Origin of the sequence: Sphingopyxis macrogoltabida (genome assembly GCF_001307295.1) — a bacterium.
Classification (GTDB): Bacteria; Pseudomonadota; Alphaproteobacteria; order Sphingomonadales; family Sphingomonadaceae; genus Sphingopyxis; species Sphingopyxis macrogoltabida_B.
The window spans coordinates 3739996-3761028 of sequence record NZ_CP012700.1; the positions used below are offsets into that span (position 1 = coordinate 3739996).

The following is a 21033-nucleotide window of genomic DNA, read 5'->3' on the forward strand; positions in this document are numbered from 1 at the left end:
ACGTCGATTTAGGCCGCGAGGCGCGTCGGCGCAATCGTCATGCGCCGGGCATTCAACCGAACAGCGCCGCCGCCACCGCCCTGCCGAACGCCGCCCCCTTGTCGGGCGCGTGGTGCAGAAAGAGCGAAGGCTCGATCAGCTCGAGTTCGATGATGTGCAACCTGCCCGCCGCATCGCCGACCATGTCGACGCGCGCATAGACCGGCGGCGCCGGCGCCGCGGCGAGCGCGGCGGCAGCAAGATTGCGCGCCGCTTCGCTCGCGTCCCAATCGGCCTCGCGCCCGCCGAACTGTTCCTGGACGCGAAAGTCGCCCGCCGCAGGGCGCTTGACGATCGCGTGGCTGAACTTGCCGGCAAAGAAGAAGAGCGAATATTCGCCGTCGGTCAGGATGCCTTGCATCAATGGCTGGACCAGCCGGCGCCGGCCGAGCGCATCGCCGGGGATCGGCGCCCCCGGAGCCACACGGTGCGTGCCGTCGGCGCCGCCCGAAATGGCGGGCTTGATCACCACCTCTTCGGCACCGAGCGCGGCGCGCGCCTTGCCAAGCCCCGCTTCGTCGAGCGCGGCGATCTCGACCGTCGGCACGACGGCAACCCCTGCCGCGCCCAGTTCGGCCAGATAGGCCTTGTCGCTGTTCCAGCGCAGCACCGGCACCGGATTGACCACCGGCAGCGCCTCAGCTTCGAGCCGGTGGAGCAGCGCATACCAGGCGGCGACGTCGCGCTGATAGCCCCAGGTAAAGAGCGGCAGGATCAGCTCATATCCCGTCAGGTCGCCGGGATCGGTCCACACGCGCTGCTCGACGACCAGCCCTGCAGCTGTCAGCGCCGCCGCCTTGCGCGCGAAGGCGGGCCGCCATTTTTCGTAATAGTCGGACGCCGGGACGAGGATCGCGACGCGGGGCTGGAAAGGCATTACCTCCCCAGCAGCCCGCGCGCCTGCCCGGCGATATGCGACAGCATCGCGCCGTTCGGGTTCGGAATCGTTCGCGCGCGGTCGACCGTCGCCCTGAATTGCGCAACGCGCGGCGCATTGTCAGCGAGCCATTTGGTCACCGCCGCGTCGAGATCGCCTTTCGGCAATCCCGCCAGGAAACCCAGCCGCATCTGCTGGAAATCGCGCGCAAGGCTGTTGACCAGCAGCCGCTCCCACGGATCGGCGGGGCTCATATGCGCCGCCAGCGTCTGCGCCCAGTCGAGCCCCAGCGCTTCGCCCAAATGGGTGAAGGCGTGCGTCACCGCGATCTCGTCGTCGCCGCGCCGTTCGGCCAAGTCGACGATGCCGATCGCGCCGTCGGTCTTGAACAGGCGCACGACCGATGCGGTCAGCGCCTCGGGCGCCCCGGCATCGAGCAACTGCTGGCTGAGCATGTCCCACTGGCGCTTGACCGACGGGCTGAGCAGGCCGTCGACCCCGGTGGTCAGGCGATCGACCCCCGGTTCGAGCCGGGCGACGATCGGGCCGGGCTGCGTCAGCGTTGGTTTGACGCGCAGAAGGTCGGCCATCTGCGAAGCCATCGCCGACGCCGCCTGCGCAAACAGCGACAGGCGGATCGTCTCGTCGATCTTCGCCGCGTCGAGCGCGGTCCAGATCGCGGGCATGTCGAGCAGGCGTTCGACCGCGACGAACGCCGCCGCAATATCGCCGAGCGCGCAGCCTTCCTCTTCGACGAGTTCGAAGGGATGGACGACGCCCAGACGGTTGATCATCCGGTTGGCGAGCTTGGTCGCGATGATTTCGCGGCGTAACTGGTGATCGGCGATCGCCCCCGCAAAGTCGCGCTGCATCTCGGCCGGGAAGGCCGCCGCAAGGTCGGACCCGAGCGCCGGGTCGCCCGGCAGCTCGCTATTCTCGATCGCGTCCTGCAAGGCGAGTTTCGCGGTCGACAGCAGCACCGCGAGTTCGGGCCGCGTCAGCCCGCGGCCCTCGGCCGAGCGGCGGAGCAGTTCGTCGTTCGCCGCGAGCCCCTCGACCTTGCGGTCGAGCCGGCCCGATGCCTCGAACGTCTCCATGATCCGGACGAGCGAAGGCACCGCCGACGAACCGCCCTTTTCGGCGATCGACAGCGCCAGCGCCTGCAGCCGGTTGTCCTCGAGCACCAGCGCCGCGACATCGTCGGTCATCCGGACGAGCAAGGCATCGCGATCGTCCTGCGCCAGCCGGCCTTCGGCCATCTCGCGGTTGAGCGCGATCTTGATATTGACCTCGTTATCCGAGCAGTCGACGCCGGCGCTGTTGTCAATAAAGTCGGTGTTGATCCGGCCGCCCTTCGCCGCAAAGGCGATGCGCGCCGCCTGTGTGACGCCAAGGTTGGCGCCCTCGCCAACCGCCTTGACGCGCAAATCCTCGGCATCGACGCGCAGGGCGTCGTTCGCGGGGTCGCCGACCTCGGCATTATTCTGGCTCGCGGCCTTCACATAGGTGCCGATACCGCCGAACCAGAGCAGGTCTGCGGGTGCCCGGAGGATCGCCGAGATCAGCGAGCCGGGGTCGATTTCGGATTGCGAAAGGCCAAGCGCCGCCTGCACTTCGGCGGTCAGCGGAATGCTCTTCTGGCTGCGCGGGAAGACCCCGCCGCCCTTCGAGATCAGCTTCTTGTCATAATCTTCCCAGCTCGACCGCGGCAGCGCGAACATACGGTCGCGTTCCTTCCAGCTCTTCGCCGGATCGGGATCGGGGTCGAGGAAGATGTGGCGATGGTCGAACGCCGCGACGAGCTTGATCGCCTTGCTGAGCAGCATGCCGTTGCCGAACACGTCGCCCGACATGTCGCCGCAACCGACGACGCGGATGCTGTCGGTCTGCACGTCGACACCCATTTCGGCGAAGTGGCGCTGGACCGAAACCCATGCCCCCTTGGCGGTGATGCCCATCGCCTTGTGGTCATAGCCCTTCGACCCGCCGCTCGCGAAAGCATCGCCGAGCCAGAAGTTCCGCTCCATCGCCAGGCCGTTGGCGACGTCGGAGAAGGTCGCGGTGCCCTTGTCGGCGGCAACGACGAAATAGGGGTCCTCGCCGTCGTGGATCGCGACGCCCTTCGGATGCACGACCTTGCCCGCAACGATATTGTCGGTGATCGACAGGAGCGAACGGATGAAGATGCGATAGCATTCGGTGCCCTCGGCGAACCACGCATCGCGGTCGAGCGCTACATCCGGGAGCGCCTTCGGATAGAAGCCGCCCTTCGCCCCCGTCGGCACGATCACCGCGTTCTTGACCCGCTGCGCCTTCATCAGGCCGAGGATTTCGGTGCGGAAGTCGTCGCGGCGGTCGGACCAGCGCAGCCCGCCGCGCGCGACCGGACCAGCGCGCAGGTGGATGCCCTCGACGCGCGGGCTGTACACCCACACTTCGCGCCACGGCAGCGGCTTGGGCAGGCCGGGGATCAGGCTGGAATCGATCTTGAACGCCAGCGCTTCGGCCGCCGCGGGCGCAAAGGCGTTGGTGCGCAAGGTCGCGCCGATGACGGCGTGGAAAAGGCGGAGGATGCGGTCGTCGTCGATCGACTTGATGTCGGCGAACCCGGCGACGATCTCTTCGCCGAGCGTCTTCGCACGGTCGGCATCGGCGCGTTTCGGATCGTGGAGCGCGCAGAAACGCTCGATCATCTTCGCGGTCAGTTCAGGCGCGTGGCGCAGCGCCGCGACGACGGTGTCCATGCCATAGCTCGCCCCGCCCTGCCGCAGATAGCGGAACCAGGCGCGCAGCCAGACGATCGCCTGCGGATCGGTCTGCGTCGCGATGACCAGTTCGTTGAAGGCATCATTCTCCGCCGTACCGCCGAGCACGGCGGTGATCGCACCTTCGATCACGTCGGTGTGCGGGAGCAGCGCGGTCTCGTCGACATTCGCAGGCACGCGCAGCGTGAAGTCGTGGATGAACGCCGGCTGCTCTTCGCCGTCGGCGTCAGGGGCGCGGTTCGGCCCGAGCGCGGTCGGGATTTCCTCGAGCACCTGGAAGCCGAAATGTTCGAGCGCCGGGACGACGTCGGACAATGCGAGCGCGCCCGCCGAGCTGTAAACCTTGAGCCGCAGCCGGTCGTCGCCGTCGAGGCTCTTGCGCGCCAGCCGCACCCCGCGCGGGCTCTCGGCGTCGAGGTCGCGGAGCCGCAGGATGTCGCGTGCGGCCTCCTCAGGCGAATAGAGGTTGCGGTAATTGGGCGGGAACAAAGCGGCGAACCGCGACGCCAGCGCCGCCGCACGGCCGGGATCGCCGCGCTTCGCCAGCTCGGCCTCGACCTCGGGCTGCCAGCCGCGCACCATCTGTTCGAGCTGTGCGTTCAGCGTATCGGCGTCGGGAACGACCCCGCCGCTGCGCAGGTCGAGCGTATAGCGGAGCAGCGCGGCACCGCCGTCTTCGAGGACCATCGTCCAACCGATCACCCCGGCCTTCGCCTCGCGCACCAGCAAGGTTTCGACCGCAAGCCGGCGGCCGGTCGACACCTCGTCGCGCGGCAACCAGACAAAGGCGAACAGGTGGCGGCCGAGCGCGCTCTGCACCATGACGATGCGCGGGCGCGGCCGGTCGGTGATCGACATCGAGGTCAGCACCAGTTCCTCGAGCGAGGGGGCGTCGAAGGCGATGAGCAGGTCGTGCGGCAGCGCGGTCAGCGCATGGGTCAGCGCCTTGCCGGCGTGGCCCGTCGGATCGAAACCGAATTTCGCCATCAGCGCGGCGAGCTGCGCACGCAGCATCGGCACCTTGTCGGGACGCGCCGACAGCGCGGCGCTGGTCCACAGGCCGGCGTGGATCGACAGGCGTTCGGCCTTCGTCCCCTTATATTCGGGGACGATGACGAGATCGAGGAGGACGCGGCGATGCACCGCCGACAGCCGGTTCGACTTGATGAGCAGCGGCCCCTGGTTGCCCTTGTCGAACCAGGCGAACGCCGCTTCGAGCGCCGCCGCCGACAGGAGATCGCCGGCACCCGAGGCCGAAATTCCGAGCGGGTCCTGCGCCGGGCCCGAGCGCGCGCGCCATTCGTGGCCGAGCTGCGTCAGCGCGCCGCCTTCGAACCAGCGCAGCAGTTCGGCGGCTTCGCCGTCGGCGCGCATCGCGGCATCGGCGAGCATCGCGGCGCGCATCGCCTTCCAGTCCTGGACCGCGGCGCGGACGTCGCCGAGCGCCTGTTCGAGGCCGTCGACCAGGCGGCGGCGGGCGCGGGCATCGCCGCGTTCGAGTTCCATATAGATGACCGATTCGCGCCCGGCGCTGCCGGGCTGCGCATCGCCGGCTTCCTGAAGCTGTCCCTTGGCATCGCGCTTTGCCGCGACGACGGGGTGGAGGATGCGGTGGACGACAAGCCCCTGCGCCGCGACGACCTGCGAGGTCGAATCGACGAGGAACGGCATATCGTCATTGACGATCGCCAGCCGCATGCGCCGGTCGGTGCCGTCGGCGACGACGGGCTCCAGCAGCAACGAAGGCTTGCCCGGAGCGCGCGCGATCGAGGCGCGGCCGACGAACTGCGCGGCATCGGCAAGCGCCGCCTGATCGAGGTCGTCGCCTTCACCGGGCAGCGCGCTGCCGCGTAGCGCGGCCAGATAGGCGGCGGCGATTTTGGCGGGGATTTTGGGGGTCGAAAGCGTGGCGTCCGTATCGGGGGTTTCGGACAATTTTTTAGGCATGGGGTGCGGCATCCTGAACCGAGGCGAACCCTTGCCGACGATCGGCTGGTCCGTTCGCTGCCGTCCCTATGCGCCCGCCGCGCGCAGGGCTCAACCCCCCGCGCAGCGGTCGCGCAAATAAATATCACGCAATTGATTGACTATTACGTGAACGTCAATGTCAGGGCAAAATCGGGCTCGCTTTGCGCGCCAGCCGGGCGACGAGAGCAGGATCATCGGCCGCCTTGGCGACGATGCCGATATGCCCGCCCGGCAGCGCCCGGGCGATCAGCACGACAAATTCGGCGCCCTCCGCTTCATGTTCGAGGATCACGGCAGGATGCGCCTGACGGAGCGTGTCGAGCGCCGTGCCGCTACCCTCGTCGCCGTCCTTCGCCGGCCGCCGCCGTGCGCGCTCGTCCTTGACGAGACCCTTGAGCCCGCCGGGATAGCGATCGAGATAGGCGGCGAGTTCGCCGCGGCCGATACCTTCGCCCTTCGCATGGCCAAGCACGCAGGCATATTCGGCGAGGCGCGTCTTGTCATAGGCGGCGCCGAAAACCAGTTTCACGACCGGCGTCATCGGCGCGCGGTCCTGCACCGTCAGCCCGGCATCGTCGAGCAGCGCGGCAAAGGCTTCGGGCTGACGTTCGGCGACGAGCGCAAAATCCCATGCCTGGCCGACCGCCTGATACAGCGCGCTGCGGCTGCGGCTGTCGGCGGCGCTCGCCCGGTCGGCGGTTTCGCGCGCAAGCGCGAGCCAGTCGGCAAGTTCGGCGTCATCGCCGGGATCGACGGGCGAAAGACCCGCATGCCTTGCGCCACCGCGGACCGAGAGCAATTCGCTCCCCTCGCCCAGCGCCGCAAAGCCCGGCGCCGCATCGTCGTCGATATGCCCCGAGTCGGGACCGTCGGCCCACACCGGCACCGGCGCGGTGAGCGGCGGCGCGCTGCGCAGCGACTGTTCGACCGAAAGCTGGAGCTCCTCCGCCTCGTCGGCGGGCGCCGCTTCCTTCCAGTTGATCACGCCGAGGATGAAATCGATCGTGTCGTCGTCCGACGAGAAGGGCAGCAGGATGCCGCGATACATGATCGTCACGCCGCGGTCGTTGACGAATTCGGCCTCGAAACCGATCGGGGCGCGGTTGGCGATGATCTGCAGATAATGGTCGGTCAGCCGCGACAGCAGCGAACGCCCCGGTATCTGGTTGATATAATGGACCTCTTCGTCGATTTCCGACTCGGCGCGCAGCCGCTCGCCGATGAACGCGATGCCGGGGTTCTCGACCCCGGTGGTGAAATCGAGCAAGACCGAATGCGGGCCGAAATCGCCGACATTCTCGAGGTCGAGGTCCTCGACCGACGGATAGGCGCGATCGGCGAGCAGCGACGCCCAGTAATTATAGGCGCGCACCTGCATCCGCCGTTCGTCGACGCCGACAGAGACGGGCGCGTCGATCGCCCCGTCATCGTGGCCGTGGCTGCCCGAGAGCAGTCCGCGCATGCTGTCCATCATTCATCCCCAGTCGCAAACATTGGTAAACACCATGCAACAGGACTGGTAAAAGCGGCGTAAACGATGGCTCCATCGCCTCGCGCCGACGCGATGCGCGATCAAGCCGCGCCGCGACCTTTCAGGCCAGGCAAGATTGCCGGCAAGACAAAGCTGATCATGTTCTCCATATGCATGGATATATTGCCTGTTTTATCCATGCAAAATCGCATATTTTAGTTTATATATTTGTAAACGTTATATTTTTATCGATATGGACAATATTGATTGCACTCCTATGTACGGTACATTGCATGTACAGGCGAGATGAGGAATGTTGAGCGAACTCGGCAACGACAAGTTGCGCTGGATCCTGTGGGCGGGCTGGCACGGGCGCTGCCCCGAATGCGGCGAGGGCAAGATGTTCCGGTCGTGGCTGAAGCTCGCGGACCGCTGCGAGGTTTGCGGACTCGATTTCCGCTTCGCCGCGCCCGACGACGGCCCGGCCTTCTTCTCGCAATGCTTCGTCGCCTTTCCGCTGACCTTCCTCGTCCTGTGGCTCGAGATCGCCTATGATCCGCCTATCTGGGTCCATCTGTTTTTTTCGATCCCGCTGATGGTTATCGGCTGCGTGCTACCGCTCCGTCCGATCAAGGGTTGGCTCGTCGCTTCGCAATATGTGAACAAGGCGCAGGAATCGGGGACCGAGCATCTGTGGGCCAAGCTCCATGCCCGCGAGGAGGCGGACAAGCGGCGTGACCAATAGCGGCTGGCTGCCCGACCTGTCGGCAGAGGCGGGTCCGAAATATCGCGCCGTCGCGGCAGCGATCGCCGCCGACATCGCGCGCGGGCGCCTCCATCATGGCGACCGCCTGCCGCCGCAGCGCGACCTGGCCGCGCGACTCGGCATCGACCTGACCACCGTCACCAAAGCCTATGACCTAGCCCGCCAGCGCGGGCTGATCGTCGCCCGCGGGCGCGCGGGCAGCTTCGTCAGCCCGCAGGCGCGCGATCACGCGGCGGCATCGGCCGCGCAGACCGATATCATGATGAACAGCCCACCAACCCCGCCCGAAGCACGGCTGAGCGAAGCAATGGCGGCCGCTTTGGGAGCCTTGACGCGGCGGGGAGAACTGGCGCGGCTGCATTATCAGCGCCCCGGCGGCGCGGCGGCGGATCGCGAGACCGGCAGCGCCCTGCTCGCCCGGGTCGGTTTGGCATCGGACGCCGAACAGCTGGCGGTGACCGCCGGCGGCCAGAACGCACTCCACGCCATCGCTTCGATGCTGCTTCGTCCCGGCGACCGCGTTGCGTGCGGCCTCTATATTTATCCGGGCTTCCACGCCCTTGCCCGGCGGATCGGCTTCACGCTCGTCCCGCTTGCCGAGATCACGCCCGCCGCCCTCGCCGCCGCGCATGACGCCGCGCCGCTCCGCGCGCTATATGTGGTCCCGACGAACGACAATCCGACCGCGCAGACGATCGCTGCCGATGACCGGGCAGCGATCGCGACCTGGGCGGAGACTACCGGCGTGCGGGTCATCGAAGACGACGCCTATGGCCTGCTCCCCGAAAAACCGTTGCCCGCGATTACCAGCTTCGCGCCCGATATCGGCTGGTACATCGCGAGTACGGCGAAGATCGTCTCGCCCGCGCTGCGCGTCGCCTTTGTCCGCGCCCCGACGGTCGTCGACGCGATGGCGCTCGCCGCCTGCCAGCATGAAAGCGCGGTGATGGCGCCGCCGGTCAACGCCGCGATGGTCTCCTTATGGCTCGCCGACGGCAGCTTCGACGCATTGGTCGGCGCGGTGCGCAAGGAGTCGGCCTGGCGCCAGCGGCTTGCGGACACGATGCTTGGCGACGCGCGGCACACGGCGCACCCCGAGGGTTATCATCTGTGGCTGCCGCTCGCGCCGGGTCTCGCGCCCGAGATGCTCGCCGCAGCGATCGCGCTCGAAGGGCTGTCGGCGGTAACCTCGGACCGCTTTGCGGTCGCGGCCGATGCACCGAAAGCGCTGCGCATTTCGCTCGGCGGCGCGATCGACCGCAACACCCTCGCGCGCGGCCTCCGCACGCTCGACGCGCATTTGCGGTCACCCGCCGCGCAGGCGCTGCCGGTGATCTGAAAACTCAGCTCGACCAGCCGCCCGCCAGCGCACGGAACAGCGCGATCTGGCGGCGCGAGATCTGCGCGTCCTGCGCGGCGAGCACCGCTTCGGCCTCCGCGAACGTGCGTTCCGCATCGAGCCATTCGAGCGAATCCGACGCGCCCTCGGCGCGCTTCGCACGGACGATCCGTGCCGCGCGTTCGGACTGGTCGCGCGCCGCGCGCAGCGCCTGCCGCCGGTCGAGCGAGCGGGCGTAGGAGGACAATGCGGTTTCGGTCTCCTCGATCGCGCGCAGCACCGTGCCGTCGAAGCGCGCGAGCGACGCCTGCGTCTCGGCCTCGGCCGCCGCGATGCGGGCCCGCGCCGGTTCCTGATTGGGGAAGGCCCAGTTGAGCAAAGGCCCGAGCAGCCAGCGCAGCGGCCCGCCGCCGAAGATGTCGCCGAAGCCCGCACCGGTCGAGCCGACCGAGCCGCCGAGCGTGATGCGCGGATAGAGGTCGGCGGTCGCGACCCCGATGCGCGCGGTGTCGGCGGCCAGCCGCCGTTCGGCGGCGCGGATGTCGGGGCGGCGCTTCAGCAGCGCCGCCCCGTCACCGACCGGGATGGGGTCGGTGATCTCGAGGCTGATGTTGCGGTCGGCGGCGATCGTCGGCAACGCCGCGGGGGGGCGGCCGGTCAGCGTTGCGAGACGAAATAATGCCGCCTGCCGGTCGGCCTCGATGTCGGGAATGTCCGCCGCGCGCTGGTCGCGCAGCGTCGTGATGCGCGCAAGGTCGAGCCCGGTCGCGAGCCCCGCCTCCTTGCGCCGCTCGGTCAGCCTGACCTGCTGGTCGAGCAATTCGACGATATGCCGCGCGACGTCGAGCCGCGCCGCGCCCGACGCCGCATCGGCATAGGCGAGCGTGGTGTCGGAGACGACCATCACGCGCACCGCGTCGGCATCGGCCTCGGCGGCTTCGCTATCGCCGCGCGCTGCCTCGATCGAGCGGTCGACGCGGCCGAACAGGTCGACCTCGTATGCGACGTTCAGCCCGACATCGACCGACCAGTCCTCGCGATCGGCGCCGGGCAGACGCTGCCCTTCGGGGCTGCGGCCATAGTTGGCGCCCGCACCGATCTCGCCCTGCGGCAGCCGGTCGGCACGCGCGCCGCGCAAGGATGCCCGCGCCTTGGCGATGTTGGCGACCGCGACGCGAACGTCGGTGTTCGCGGCCAGCGCATCGGCGACGAGCCCGTCGAGCACGGGGTCGTTGTACAGCCGCCACCAGTCGGCCGCGACCGGATCAAGGCTCACGGCGGGACTGCTTGCCGAGAGGAACGGCCCGGTCGCGGCGGGCGCCGACGCGGACTGCGGCGCCTTGTAGTCGGGGCCGACGGCGCAGGCGGCAAGCGCGAGCGCCGAAGCGGCGGTTATGAGATTGCGGAGCAGCATGGTCATTCTCCTTATTCCGCCGGCGCCGGCAGCGCCGCGCCATGGTCGTCCGACCCGCGCCGCCGCCGCGCGGCGATCCACTCGCCGAGCGCGCGGCAGACGACGTAGAAGGTCGGGGTGAAGATGAGGCCGAACGCCGTCACGCCGAGCATGCCGAAGAAGACGGCGGTGCCGAGCGCCTGGCGCAGCTCCGCCCCCGCCCCGCTCGCGATCAACAGCGGCACCGCGCCGAGGATGAAGGCAAAGCTGGTCATCAGGATCGGGCGCAGGCGATCGCGCGCCGCGCGTACCGCCGCCTCGACCGGCGACAGTCCGTCCTGTTCCTCAGCTTGCTTGGCGAATTCGACGATCAGGATCGCATTTTTCGCCGCGAGCGCGATCAGCACGACGAGCCCGATCTGGGTGAGGACATTATTGTCCATGCCGCGCAAATTGACCCCGATCATCGCCGCGAGCAGGCACATCGGCACGATCAGAATGATCGCCAGCGGGAGGGTCAGGCTCTCATATTGCGCCGCGAGCACGAGAAAGACGAAGACCACCGCGAGCGCGAAGACGATGCCCGCGGTGTTCGCCGCCGCCTTCTGCTGGAAGGCGATGCCGGTCCATTCGGTGCCGTAGCCCGCGGGGAGCGTTTCGGCGCCGAGCTTTTCCATCGTCGTCAGCGAGGCGCCCGACGACGATCCCGGCGCGGTGTCGCCATCGACCTCGACCGCGGGGAACAAATTGTAGCGCGTGACGCGGTACGGCCCGGTGCGGTCCTCGAAATTGGCGACCGATCCGATCGGCACCATCGCCCCCGAATTCGACCGGGTTCTGAGGTTCGCGATATCGGCGACCGTCTGGCGATAGGGCGCATCGGCCTGCGCGGTGACGCGATAGGTGCGGCCGAGCAGGTTGAAGTCGTTGACGAAGGCCGATCCGAGATAGACCTGCAACGCCTCGAACACGCGGTCGGAGGGGACGCCGAGCGCATTCGCCTTGGCGCGGTCGATATCGGCATAGATGCGCGGGTTGCTGGGATCGAAGAAGGTGAAGACATTCGCCAGCCCCGGCGTCTGGTTCGCTTTGCCGATCAGGCCGTTCACTTCCTTCGCCAGCTCGGCATAGCCGTGGCCGCCGCGATCCTGCACGATCATCCGGTACCCGCCCGCGGTGCCGATCCCCTGGATCAGCGGCGGCGGGATGATGACGATCTGCGCCTCGGTGATATCGGCGGTGCGCTTCTGCGCCTCGCCCATGATGTCCGCCAGCGTGACGCCGAGCTTCCCCCGTTCCTCGAAGCTCTTGAGCGGAAAATAGGCGGCGGCCGAATTGGGAGCGAGCGTCTGCGACGGGCCGTCGAAGCCCGCGAGCATCACCGACCCAAGCACGCCGTCGACCGGCAGCACCCGCTGCGCGACCTTTTGCAGCACCGCGTCGGTGCGCTCGACCGAAGCGCCCGAAGGCAGCTTGGCGACGACGAGGAAATAGCCCTGGTCCTGCGCCGGGATGAAGCCGGTCGGGGTTGCCCAGAACAGCGCGACGGTCGCCGCGATCAGCCCCGCATAGGTCGCCATTACCTTCTTCGGCGCGCGCACCAGCCGCGCGGTGAGCGCCGCATAGGCGTCGCCCATCCGTTCGAAACCGCGATTGAACGCGTCGCCGGCGCGGCGGACGAGCTGCATGCCGCGCCCCTCGTTCACCGGCGCCGCGTGCGGCTTCAGCAAGATCGCGGCGAGCGCCGGCGACAGGGTGAGCGACAGGATCAGCGAGATGATCGTCGCGGTCGAGATGGTCACCGCGAACTGCTGGTAGAAAGCACCCGACAGCCCGGTGAGGAACAGCGTCGGCACGAACACCGCGCAGAGTACGAGCACGATAGCCACCAATGCCGCCGACACCTCGTCCATCGACGTCCGCGCCGCTTCGAGCGCGCTCATGCCGCGTTCGAGATTGCGCTCGACATTCTCGACGACAACGATCGCGTCGTCGACGACGATGCCGATCGCCAGCACCATGCCGAACAGCGACAGGTTGTTGAGGCTGTATCCGAGGCCGGCGAGCACCGCGAAGGTACCGATCAGCGACACCGGAATCGCGAGCACCGGAATGACCGCCGCGCGCCATTTTTGCAGAAAAACGAGAATGACGATGACGACGAGCACGACGGCTTCGAACAAGGTGTCCATCACCGCGTCGATCGACTGGGCGATGAATTCGGTGGGGTTATAGATGACGCGATATTCGAGCCCCTTGGGAAAGCTTTTTGACGCCGCCTGCATTTCGGCCTCGACCGCCTGCGCGGCGGCGAGCGCGTTCGATCCCGGGCGCTGAAAGGTCGCGAGGATGACGGTCGGATCGCCCGACAAATAGGTGTTCGAATTATAGTCCGACGCGCCGAGTTCGACGCGCGCGACGTCCGATACCCGCACCTGCCGCCCGTCGGCGTCGCTGCGGATGACGATGTTGGCGAAATCGGCGGGATCGGCGAGTCGGCCCTGCGTTTCGACGTTCAACTGAAAGCTGCTGCCATTCGCCTGCGGCGGCTGGCCGAGCGACCCCGCCGCGACCTGCACATTTTCGCGGCGCAGCGCCGCGACGATCTCGCCCGCCGTCAGGTCGAGCGCGGCGGCGCGACCGGGGTCGATCCACACGCGCATCGCATAATCGCGGCTGCCGAACAGCCGCACGTCGCCGACCCCGTCGATGCGGCTGAGCCGGTCGCGCAGCTGGGTCAGCGCATAGTTGGAGATATAGGCGCGATCGAGCGACTTGTCGGGCGACACCAGGTTCACGATCAGCAGGAAGTCGGGCGACGTCTTGCGCGTCACGACGCCGAGCCGCTGCACCGTCTCGGGCAGCCGCGGGGTCGCGATCGCGACACGGTTCTGTACCAGCACCTGCGCCGCATCGAGGTCGGTGCCGATCTTGAAAGTCACCGTGATCGTCACCGCGCCGTCGCCGGTCGACTGGCTGCTCATATAGAGCATATTGTCGACGCCGTTGATTTCCTGTTCGACGTTGATTTCCTGTTCGATCGGTGCCGCCACCGTGTCGGCGACGGTTTCGGCCGACGCGCCGGGATAGGTCGCGGTGACGGTGACCGTCGGCGGGACGATGTCGGGATATTGCGAGACGGGCAGGCCGATATAGGCGACCGCGCCGACGATGGTGATGATCACCGCAAGAACCGCCGCGAAGATCGGCCGGTCGATGAAGAAACGCGATAGGCGCATGGGAGAGCCCCTGTTCTAGGATGGTGTCGAACCTCCGGACCGATCCGGAGCGTAAGGGGTGAGGGCCGCCGGCCTTTGCGGGTGGCCGCAGCCCCCACCCCGGCCCCTCGCCCGATGGCGAGGGGCTAACTCAACTCACTTCGCGAAGGTCGCCTGCGCCGACAGCGGTTCGCTGGCCGATGCGGCTTTCTTCTCCGCTGCCGCCGCGATCCGGCCGGGCTTGGTCGCCGCCTTTTCGCCGGGCCGTGCGAACTGATAGCCGGTGATCACGACGCGGTCGGTCGCGGCGAGCCCCGAACGGATGACACGCAGGCCGTCGACCTCGGGACCGAGTTCGACAGGCTTCGCGGCAACCATGCCGTCCTTGCCGACGACATAGACGATCTTGCGCGCCTGATCGGTCTGCACCGCCGCCGCGGGGACGAGCAGCGCCTGAACGGTCTGGCCGGTCGACAGGCGCATGTTGCCGAACATGCCGGGGGTCAGGAACATTTCGGGGTTGGCGAAGCGGGCGCGGGCGCGGATCGTCCCCGAACGCGGGTCGAGCCCGTTGTCGGTGAAATCGAGCTGGCCCTTCCAGCGGTAATCGCCTTCATCCTGCAGGCGGACTTCGACCGTCGAGCCCTTTTCGGCAGCGGCACGCTTGGCCTTCAGGAACAGGGCTTCGGAGCCTTGGAAGCTGAAATAGATCGGATCGAGAGCATTGATCGTGGTGAGCAGCGTGCCCCCGGCGTCGCCCGCCGAGACGAGGTTACCCGCGTCGATCTGGCGATCCGAGATGCGCCCGCTCAGGGGCGCACGCACGGTGGTGAATTCAACGTCGAGGGCGCGCGCCGCGATGCGGGCGTCGGCCCCGGCGAGCGCCGCATTCGCTGCACGGACGCGGGCGCGGAGACGATCGATCTCGCTCTGCGACACTGCCTCGACATCGACGAGCCGGCCGGCGCGTTCGAGTTCGAGCTGCGCGAGCGCCAGGTCGCTGCGCGCGCTGGCCGCCGACGCGCGCGCTTCGGCGAGCGCGGCGCGATAGGGACGCGGATCGATGGTGAAAAGCGGCTGGCCCTGACGGACGACCTGACCGTCGGTGAAGTGGATCGCGGTGATCGCGCCCGACACGCGCGGGCGCACCTCGACCGATTTGCTCGCCTCGAAGCGGCCGATATAATCGTCCCATTCGGTGATCTCGCGCGCCAGCGGCGCCGCGACGGTCAGCACCGGCGGCGGTGCGGCGGCGGCCTGCGGGGTGCGGTCGCCGAGCAGCCACCAGGCGCCTGCGATCAGCACAAGCAAGGCGCCGACCCACGCTGCGCGCCGGCGGCGGCCGGGGTGGAGCAGCTCATTGAGGTCGCGGCGGACCTTGGCATCGGCGGGATCGAATTTTTCGATCGGAGTGTGGACGGTCATGGCTGGGCCTCTTCTTTTTGTTCGGTCGATCGGGCACACGCCCCCGATCCCGGAAGCGCATCTTCCGGGCCGGATCGGGCAATCCCTTGTCGAGAAGCGGCAAAGCGCCGCCCTCCCTGGACAGCCGCTTTTGTCGCGGCTGCCGGTTATCTGGCATATTCGTCGGATCTGAAGCCCGCCCCCGGTGGACCGGGCAGCGGCGAATCTTCCCGGCCGCCGCACGGACGGGGTGCGGCAGCCGGTCGGGGGAGAGACTGTTTCCTTTCGAACGCGACCGCGCCTTCTCGGAAAAAGCGCCAAGCGCTCCACCGGTGCCGGTTCATCCTTCTTTATGTACTATGCGGTATATAATCTATGCTGCGCCGCGTCAAGACCCTTCTGTACCGCGCAGTAAAAATATTTCTATCAGCGTCCCGGCCACAGCTTCAGACTAGTCTCGACGAGCCGTTCGAGTTCGGCGCGCGTCGCGCCCGCACCCGCCTGCACCGCCATTCCCTGGTTTACCGCGGTGAGGAAGGACGCGAGGCCTTCGGGATCGGTGCCTTCGGGAAAATCGCCCTCGTCCCGGGCCCGCGCAAAGCGTTCGAGCATCGCCTTTTTCGCCGCCGCGCCGCGCGCGACGACCGCCTCGCGGATGCATTCGGCCTCGGCGCCGCAGGCGACCGAGCTGATCACCCCGAGGCAGCCGTTCGGATTGTCGGGGCAAGTGTGCATGTCGAGCGCACCGTACATCAGCCGTTCGGCGACCCCGCGCGCGGTCGGCGCATCGAGCGCCGCGTGCATATAATCGGCCTTTTCGCGCTCGTAGAGGTCGAGCGCCTTGTTGAAGAGCGCTTCCTTGTTGCCGAAGGCGGCATAAAGGCTGGGCTTGGTGATCCCCATCGCATCGGTGAGGTCGGCCATCGAGGCGCCCTCATACCCCTTGCTCCAGAACACGCGCAGCGCCGCCGCGAGTGCGGCATCGACGCAGAATTCGCGCGGGCGGCCCTTGGTGGCGGGAAGGGAATCGACTTCCATAACGGGCGGTATATATGTGGTCGGGGGGGCTTTGTCCAGTGGGCGAACTTTCAATCCTCCCTGTCGCGCAGCGATGGGGAGGGGGACCATGCGAAGCATGGTGGAGGGGCCGGGGCCTCGCGCTCGTTGCCCCTCCGCCAGCGGCTACGCCGCTGCCACCTCCTCGTCGCTGCGCGACGGGGAGGATCAAGCCAGCCGCGTATCGATCGGCAAGCCATTCTTCAGCGTCAGCGTCACCGGCGTCCGTTCGGCAATGTCGGCCAGCCGCGCCTGCTGTTCGTCGTCGAGCCCCGCAATCGTCAACAGCCGGTCGATCCGTCGTTCGTCCTTGCCGTGAAGACGCAGCGCAACTTCGACCGACGCCAGCGGCCAGCCCTTGCGATCGGCATACATGCGCAGCGTGATCGCGGTGCACGCGCCGAGGCTGGCGAGCAACAGGTCGTAGGGCGCGGGACCGACCCCCTGCCCGCCGAGCGCGGCGGGCTCGTCGGCGACGATCGTGTGGCCGCCGACCTCGATCTCGGTGCGATAGCGGTCGTTGCCGATCCGTGCGGTGCCCTGCGCCATGCCGTCTCTCCTTTGCTGCCGCACCACTAAGGCGATTTGCGGCCGCCGGGCAAGCCGGCAGCGCTTGCCAGCCCTCCGATAAGCGGGCACCAGAAGCAAGGCCCGGGCAGTGCTCCGGCACGACGAAGGGATGAGCAGCAATGGGAGAAGCGATCGTGAGGCATCGGAAGCAAGGCAGCGGCGGGATTGATAAGAAGCTGCGAGCCTTCCACGGGACCGGCTTCGCCGCGCTGGTCGCGGCATGTCTCACCGCCACGCCCGCACTTGCCGCATCCGATGTCGTGCCCGCCGTCGAAGCCGATTATGCCGCGCATCTCGAAAAGCTGTTCCTCGATTTCCACCGGAATCCGGAACTCTCGTTCCTCGAGGTCCGCACTGCCGCGATCATGGCGAAGGAACTCCGCGCGATCGGCGGGATCGAGGTTACCGAAAAGGTCGGCGGCACCGGCGTCGTCGGGGTGATGCGCAACGGCGACGGCCCGGTGCTGCTGATGCGCGCCGACATGGACGGACTGCCGCTGAAGGAAGACAGCGGGCTGCCCTACGCCTCGACCGCGACGCAGGTCGACCGCGACGGGGTGACCAAGCCGGTGATGCAGGCGTGCGGTCATGACGTCCATATCACCGCGCTGATCGGCGCGGCGCGCCAGCTCGCACGGCTCAAGGACCGGTGGCAGGGTACGATCCTGTTCGTCGTCCAGCCTGCGGAAGAACGGATCGCGGGCGCCCGGATGATGCTCGAAGGCGGGCTCTACACCCGCTTCGCCAAGCCGGACTATGCGATCGGTTTCCACGTCACGTCCGACTTCCCGTCAGGGACGCTCGGGATCGAGCCCGGGACGGTGCTGTCCTCGGCCGACAGCGTCGACGTGATCATCCCGGGTGTCGGCGCGCACGGCGCTTCGCCGCAGATGGGCAAGGACCCGATCGTGATGGGGTCCGAAATCGTCATGGCGCTCCAGACGCTGGTCAGCCGCCAGATATCGCCCCTCAAACCCGGCGTCGTCACCGTCGGCTCGTTCCAGGCGGGCAACAAGCATAATATCATTCCCGACAAGGCGCTGCTGCAACTCAGCGTCCGCGCCGATGACGAGGCGACGCGCGCCAAGCTGATCGACGGGATCAAGCGGATCGCGGTCAATGTCGGCAGGATGAACGGCATGCCCGAGGACAAGCTGCCCGAGGTCAAGGTTGGGTTCGAATCGACTCCGGTAACCTCGAACGACCCGGCGCTGACCCAGCGCGTGCGCAGCGCCTTCGCCGCCGCGCTCGGCGAGGATGTCCTCTATTCAAAGCCGCGCGAAAGCATGGGGTCGGAGGATTTCTCCTATTTCATCCAGCCCGACCTCAAGGTGCCCGGCGCCTTCTTCTGGGTCGGCGGCACCCCGCGCGCCGAATATGACGCGGCGGCGAAGGGCGGCGCCCCGCTACGTCCACACCATTCGCCATTCTTCCGGATCGAGCCGCGTCCGGCGGTCACCCTGGGGACGCAGGCGATGACGGTCGCGGCGCTCGATATCCTCAAGAAATAGCCCGCGCGGCGGGGCAGCGTCACGCCGTCGTTTCGAGCCGCCGCATTTCGGTGGGCGCCATCCCGAAACGACGCGCGAAGGCGCGGGTGAAGCTGGCGTTGCTCATATAGCCGCAGCGATAGCCGATGCTCGAAATCGGCAGGTCGCTCTGGGCCAGCAGCCGTTTCGCATGTTCCAGCCGGCGTTCGCTGACCGCTTCGGGAACGGTGCATTGGTAAAGCTCGCGAAAGCCGTAGGTCAGCTTCGCCTTGCTGAGCCCGCACCGCCGCGCGACATTGCCGACCGTCAGCTTCTCCTGCCAGCGCTCGTTGACCATCTGGTGCGCCGCCGCGATCCGCGTGATGTCCTGCTCGCTCAGCGTCGTGACGCCGCCGACCTCGACCATGCTGTTCGCCTGGAGCGCGATGAAAAGCTGACAGAGCAGCTCCATGCTGCGCGCGACGCGCAGCATCTCCGGCACCAGCCCCTCGCCCTCGACCGCAACGACGGCGCGCCCCAGCCCGCGCAGATTGGCGGGCAGATACCAGCGCCCGTCGGGGCGTGGCAGCAGGTCGAACAGGCGCAGACATTCGCTCCGGCTGATCGCGAAGACGATCAGATGGTCCTGCGCCTCGCCGTCCAGATCATCTGCGGTCAGCATCATCACCGCCGGCTCGCCGATATCGCCAAAGCCCAGGATCACCGCATCAAGCGGCAGGCGGGCGGGGTCGCAGACGCCGCGCCCGACGAAGCTCGTGAACGCGGGTGAGATGATGACGGAAAGCTTGCTGGTCATTGGCAATGGTTCACATGTCGCGGCTGGGCCAAGTCTAGCAAGATACAGCTGTGTATCAATCGCGCAATTCTCCGCTAGCCGATCGAAGCCAATATCGCCTTCAACCTCATTCCCGTTCGGAACAACATGTGTCCGAATCCGGCATTTTCACGTCACGGGTAATATGGAATATATTATACGATAATTGAAAACGAGAGGTGAGCATGCGGGGACATTTCCTATTCGCGATGTCGGTGTCGGGATTGATGCTGATGACACCGCCCGCTGCCCGGGCTGCACCGGAAACGGCGGCCACAGCGGCGGCGGCGCCTATCGCTTATCCCCAAACCCGCCGCGATAATGTCGTCGAGGATCATTTCGGACAGAAGGTCGCCGATCCCTATCGCTGGCTGGAGAATGACGTCTGCGAGGACAGGCAGGTCGCGGCGTGGGTCGAGGCACAGAACAAGGTAACCAGCGCCGCAATTCGGGACTGCAGAATCAGGCGGTACTCTATGTCCGCGACAGCCTGAACGGGCCCGAACGGGTGCTGATCGACCCCAATAGCTGGTCGAAAGACGGAGCCGACGCGCTCGCCGAGCTGTCGGTATCAAGCGACGGCAAGCGCATCGCCTATGCCGTGCAGGAAGGCGGCGGCGGACCTTCCGCGTCCTCGACGTCGACAGCGGACGAACTTCCGCTCGGCAGACGCGGCTAACGTCTATTCGTCAGCCGGGATCGGCGGCGCAGAATCCGTGATGCGCGGGCAGTGGCGCATGGGCATCTTCCTGCAGGCCGGGGTCACCAGCATGCGCGACGTCGGGTCGCATGGCGACTCGCCGTTCGTGCTCAAGCGGGCGCAAGCGGCCGGCGAAATTCCCGGTCCCCGTATCTTCGCGGCGGGCCAGCTCATCACCCAGACCGGCGGCCATGCTGCAATCCATGCCTTCGGCCCGGCCTTTCCCGAAGTCCCCAACGGTAACCCGAATTCGATGACCCGTATCGCATCAGGTCCCGACCAGTGGCGCGAGGCGGTGCGCATCCAGTTCGCCAAGGGCGCCGATCTGATCAAACTTGCCAGCGAATATAATCAGGCCGAGATCACCGCGGCCGTCGATGAGGCGCATTCGCTCGGCCTGCCGGTGACGACGGATACCGAAACCCATATATGAACATGGCGCTCAGGGCCGGGGTGGACTCGATCGAACATCCGCTGCCGCGGAGCGACGCCGCCATCGCGCTGATGGCCAGGCGCGGCATCGCCTCGGTGCCGACCTTCGTTCCCTATCGCCTCGTCATGCGGACTTGGGACGGTTGATATTTCGGCTCCACCTCGCGCCGGTTCGAACTGAACGAGGAGAGCATCCTCGCGATGGGCAAGAAGATGCGGCGCGCCGGCATCAAAATGGGAATCGGGCTCGACCTGATCAGCGATTGGCCGGACTATATGCCGGGCGCCTATATCAACGAGCTCGAGAGCTTCGAACGGATCGGCTACACGAAAGCGGAAGCGCTTGTCGCGGCGACGAAGACGAGCGCCGAGATCATGCACATGTCGGTCTCAACGACGGCAACAATGCCCTCAGCGGCGTGCGGCGGATGCGCAGCGGCACCAATTATCTGCGCTACGAACTCTACAAGACTGCCACGTCCGCCGACCGGTGGGGCGCCGTCGGCGCCGCCCGCCGCAGCAGCGCCAGCGCCGACACGAACGCCGGCATCTATGATTCCACGACGACGCAGGGCTATAGCTATCGCGCCGCGATCCTGCCCGGGCAGATCACCCCGCCGGCGGGCAGCTACAGCGACACGGTCCGGATCGACGTGGCTTTTTGAGACTGCATCCGGCCATGAACAAAATATGGAACAAATCCCGCATGCCAAGCGCTATAGGGCGGGGAC

The 21033-nt window shown here is 67.3% G+C and carries 15 protein-coding genes and 1 pseudogene; 7 read left to right on the plus strand and 9 right to left on the minus strand.

Annotated features, from left to right (window positions below):
• Positions 1-52 precede the first annotated feature (52 nt).
• From AN936_RS17470 to AN936_RS17480, 3 genes are all read right to left on the minus strand, one after another.
• The gene (locus AN936_RS17470) at positions 53-916 is read right to left on the minus strand and encodes an ATP-grasp domain-containing protein (protein WP_054589215.1); all 864 of its coding nucleotides are present in this window, start codon (positions 914-916) and stop codon (positions 53-55) included.
• Positions 916-5628 (minus strand): NAD-glutamate dehydrogenase, encoded by a 4713-nt coding sequence (locus AN936_RS17475; protein WP_054589216.1) that lies wholly within the window; start codon positions 5626-5628, stop codon positions 916-918. The genes AN936_RS17470 and AN936_RS17475 overlap by 1 nt, the downstream gene beginning before the upstream one ends.
• Before the next feature lie 160 nt (positions 5629-5788).
• On the minus strand, positions 5789-7120 hold the full coding sequence (locus tag AN936_RS17480; protein ID WP_054589217.1) for a hypothetical protein: 1332 nt from the start codon (positions 7118-7120) through the stop codon (positions 5789-5791).
• Between the two features lie 313 nt (positions 7121-7433).
• Here AN936_RS17480 and AN936_RS17485 point away from each other — a divergent pair, with 313 nt between their 5' ends.
• Both AN936_RS17485 and AN936_RS17490 read left to right on the plus strand, forming a co-directional pair.
• Positions 7434-7865 carry a DUF983 domain-containing protein gene (locus tag AN936_RS17485; RefSeq protein WP_054590393.1) on the plus strand — a complete coding sequence of 144 codons (432 nt, stop codon included), beginning with the start codon at positions 7434-7436 and terminating at the stop codon, positions 7863-7865.
• Complete coding sequence (locus tag AN936_RS17490; protein WP_234715617.1) at positions 7855-9225, plus strand: PLP-dependent aminotransferase family protein; 1371 nt, start codon at positions 7855-7857, stop codon at positions 9223-9225. The genes AN936_RS17485 and AN936_RS17490 overlap by 11 nt, the downstream gene beginning before the upstream one ends.
• A 4-nt stretch (positions 9226-9229) precedes the next feature.
• Here the strand turns inward: AN936_RS17490 and AN936_RS17495 are convergent, their stop codons facing one another.
• The 5 genes from AN936_RS17495 to AN936_RS17515 all read right to left on the minus strand — a co-directional run bounded on the left by AN936_RS17495 (position 9230) and on the right by AN936_RS17515 (position 16845).
• Positions 9230-10639, minus strand: a complete 1410-nt coding sequence (locus AN936_RS17495) for an efflux transporter outer membrane subunit (protein WP_149037702.1) — start codon at positions 10637-10639, stop codon at positions 9230-9232.
• 11 nt (positions 10640-10650) lie between these two features.
• Positions 10651-13857 (minus strand): efflux RND transporter permease subunit, encoded by a 3207-nt coding sequence (locus AN936_RS17500; protein WP_054589219.1) that lies wholly within the window; start codon positions 13855-13857, stop codon positions 10651-10653.
• A 135-nt stretch (positions 13858-13992) separates the two neighbouring features.
• Entirely contained in the window at positions 13993-15261 is a 1269-nt protein-coding gene (locus AN936_RS17505; protein WP_054589220.1) for an efflux RND transporter periplasmic adaptor subunit, read from the minus strand.
• Positions 15262-15666: 405 nt separating this feature from the next.
• Positions 15667-16278 (minus strand): TetR/AcrR family transcriptional regulator, encoded by a 612-nt coding sequence (locus AN936_RS17510; protein ID WP_054589221.1) that lies wholly within the window; start codon positions 16276-16278, stop codon positions 15667-15669.
• A gap of 186 nt (positions 16279-16464) precedes the next feature.
• The gene (locus AN936_RS17515; protein ID WP_054589222.1) at positions 16465-16845 is read right to left on the minus strand and encodes an OsmC family protein; all 381 of its coding nucleotides are present in this window, start codon (positions 16843-16845) and stop codon (positions 16465-16467) included.
• A 155-nt stretch (positions 16846-17000) separates the two neighbouring features.
• Here AN936_RS17515 and AN936_RS17520 point away from each other — a divergent pair, with 155 nt between their 5' ends.
• Positions 17001-18377 (plus strand): amidohydrolase, encoded by a 1377-nt coding sequence (locus tag AN936_RS17520; protein ID WP_234715618.1) that lies wholly within the window; start codon positions 17001-17003, stop codon positions 18375-18377.
• A 19-nt stretch (positions 18378-18396) separates the two neighbouring features.
• Here the strand turns inward: AN936_RS17520 and AN936_RS17525 are convergent, their stop codons facing one another.
• A complete protein-coding gene (locus tag AN936_RS17525; protein WP_054589223.1) occupies positions 18397-19152 on the minus strand; it encodes a helix-turn-helix domain-containing protein in 756 nt (251 codons plus the stop codon).
• Between the two features lie 251 nt (positions 19153-19403).
• Between AN936_RS17525 and AN936_RS24255 the strand changes: the two are divergent.
• The 4 genes and pseudogenes from AN936_RS24255 (at position 19404) to AN936_RS25795 (ending at position 20967) form a co-directional block, all read left to right on the plus strand.
• Positions 19404-19849 (plus strand): annotated as a pseudogene (locus AN936_RS24255) (hypothetical protein).
• Between the two features lie 40 nt (positions 19850-19889).
• Complete coding sequence (locus tag AN936_RS17535; RefSeq protein ID WP_054589225.1) at positions 19890-20303, plus strand: amidohydrolase family protein; 414 nt, start codon at positions 19890-19892, stop codon at positions 20301-20303.
• Positions 20300-20449, plus strand: coding sequence for a hypothetical protein (locus AN936_RS25110; protein ID WP_158500108.1), 150 nt, complete (start codon positions 20300-20302; stop codon positions 20447-20449). The genes AN936_RS17535 and AN936_RS25110 overlap by 4 nt, the downstream gene beginning before the upstream one ends.
• Before the next feature lie 116 nt (positions 20450-20565).
• The gene (locus AN936_RS25795; protein WP_158500109.1) at positions 20566-20967 is read left to right on the plus strand and encodes a spore coat protein U domain-containing protein; all 402 of its coding nucleotides are present in this window, start codon (positions 20566-20568) and stop codon (positions 20965-20967) included.
• Positions 20968-21033 lie beyond the last annotated feature (66 nt).

Coding starts and splice junctions, on each gene's coding strand:
- AN936_RS17470 (WP_054589215.1), bottom strand. CDS start 916: ATGCCTTTCCAGCCCCGCGTCGCGATCCTCGTCCCGGCGTCCGACTAT.
- AN936_RS17475 (WP_054589216.1), bottom strand. CDS start 5,628: ATGCCTAAAAAATTGTCCGAAACCCCCGATACGGACGCCACGCTTTCG.
- AN936_RS17480 (WP_054589217.1), bottom strand. CDS start 7,120: ATGGACAGCATGCGCGGACTGCTCTCGGGCAGCCACGGCCACGATGAC.
- AN936_RS17485 (WP_054590393.1), top strand. CDS start 7,434: ATGTTGAGCGAACTCGGCAACGACAAGTTGCGCTGGATCCTGTGGGCG.
- AN936_RS17495 (WP_149037702.1), bottom strand. CDS start 10,639: ATGCTGCTCCGCAATCTCATAACCGCCGCTTCGGCGCTCGCGCTTGCC.
- AN936_RS17500 (WP_054589219.1), bottom strand. CDS start 13,857: ATGCGCCTATCGCGTTTCTTCATCGACCGGCCGATCTTCGCGGCGGTT.
- AN936_RS17505 (WP_054589220.1), bottom strand. CDS start 15,261: ATGACCGTCCACACTCCGATCGAAAAATTCGATCCCGCCGATGCCAAG.
- AN936_RS17510 (WP_054589221.1), bottom strand. CDS start 16,278: ATGGAAGTCGATTCCCTTCCCGCCACCAAGGGCCGCCCGCGCGAATTC.
- AN936_RS17515 (WP_054589222.1), bottom strand. CDS start 16,845: ATGGCGCAGGGCACCGCACGGATCGGCAACGACCGCTATCGCACCGAG.
- AN936_RS17525 (WP_054589223.1), bottom strand. CDS start 19,152: ATGACCAGCAAGCTTTCCGTCATCATCTCACCCGCGTTCACGAGCTTC.
- AN936_RS17535 (WP_054589225.1), top strand. CDS start 19,890: ATGCGCGGGCAGTGGCGCATGGGCATCTTCCTGCAGGCCGGGGTCACC.
- AN936_RS25110 (WP_158500108.1), top strand. CDS start 20,300: ATGAACATGGCGCTCAGGGCCGGGGTGGACTCGATCGAACATCCGCTG.